At 30.2% G+C, this 1,386-nt stretch carries 2 protein-coding genes; both read left to right on the plus strand.

What is annotated here, in order from left to right; translation table 11 throughout:
* Positions 1-201 (plus strand): Csa1 family protein (locus HMPREF2663_RS09335; protein WP_141762243.1); only part of this gene is annotated, 201 nt, incomplete at its 5' end.
* A gap of 317 nt (positions 202-518) precedes the next feature.
* Positions 519-1,280, plus strand: a complete 762-nt coding sequence (locus tag HMPREF2663_RS09340; RefSeq protein WP_070846311.1) for a tandem-type lipoprotein — start codon at positions 519-521, stop codon at positions 1,278-1,280.
* Positions 1,281-1,386 lie beyond the last annotated feature (106 nt).

The raw sequence follows: 1,386 nt of genomic DNA on the forward strand, positions 1-1,386 counted from the left end.
TATAACGTGAAACAATTAAGAAAAAGATATGACATCCCAACTAAAAAAGCACCTAAATTATTGTTAAAAGGGGATGGCGACTTAAAAGGGTCATCTGTAGGTCGTAAAGACCTAGAATTCACCTTCGTAGAAAACAATGAAGAAAATATCTATTTTACAGATAGTATTAATTTCAAACCGACTGAGCGTGATGAATCATGAAGAGTACTGAATATAAAAAAACTGGGCAATAAAAAATGTAACTCTGAAGAACCAAGTTCTGAAATTGAAAATGCAAATCATAAAAGAGATGAAAGCTGAAAAATAGCACTGCTAACACAAACAATGAGGCATTGCCACGTTTTCAGTAAAAATTTTAAAAGTTTAACTAAAGGCGATTGGGTAGTTTTTAAAATCTTTGAATTGGATTCAATAAGTAATAATTTAAAGAATAATATGGACTAATTAATTTAGAAGCGTATTAAAGTGATGCATTTTGTAAAAGTATAAATAAAGTAAAATCGGAAAGATGTGAGCCAATGCATTATCTCAAGAAAGTAACTATATGCATAAGTTTATTGATTTTAGTAAGTGGTTGTGGAAACAGTAAAGAAACGGAAATCAAACAAAACTTTAATAAAATGTTAGACGTGTATCCAACTAAAAATCTAGAAGATTTTTATGATAAAGAGGGCTATCGTGATGAAGAGTTTGATAAAGATGACAAAGGGACATGGATTATTAGGTCTGAAATGACAAAACAGCCAAAAGGTAAAATCATGACCTCAAGAGGTATAGTTCTCTATATCAATCGCAATACTAGAACAGCCAAAGGGTATTTTTTAATAGATGAGATAAAAGATGATAGTAAAGGTAGACCGATAGAGAATGAAAAGAAATACCCTGTAAAAATGAAGCATAATAAGATCTTTCCAACGAAGCCTATACCAGACGATAAGTTAAAAAAAGAAATTGAAAACTTCAAATTTTTTGTGCAATATGGCAATTTTAAAAACTTAAAAGATTATAAAGACGGAGAGATATCTTACAATCCTAACGTTCCCAGTTACTCAGCGCAATATCAATTGAACAATAATGATAATAATGTTAAACAATTAAGAAAAAGATATGATATTCCAACCAATCAAGCCCCTAGATTATTGTTAAAAGGGGATGGCGACTTAAAAGGATCATCCGTAGGTCATAGAGACCTAGAATTTACTTTTGTAGAGAATAAGAAAGAAAACATCTTTTTTACAGATAGTATTAATTTTAAACCGACTGAGCGTGATAAATCATGAACAGTACTGAATATAAAATATAACCAGGTAATATAACTAGCAACTATGAATAAACCAGCGCAGTATCCAAAATCAGTTCTGAAATTGAAAATGCAAATCATAAAAG

The organism is Staphylococcus sp. HMSC077D08 (assembly GCF_001837945.1).
GTDB lineage: Bacteria > Bacillota > Bacilli > Staphylococcales > Staphylococcaceae > Staphylococcus > Staphylococcus epidermidis.

Excerpts from the sequence above, each read along its gene's own strand:
- HMPREF2663_RS09340 (WP_070846311.1), top strand. The coding sequence starts at position 519 with ATGCATTATCTCAAGAAAGTAACTATATGCATAAGTTTATTGATTTTA.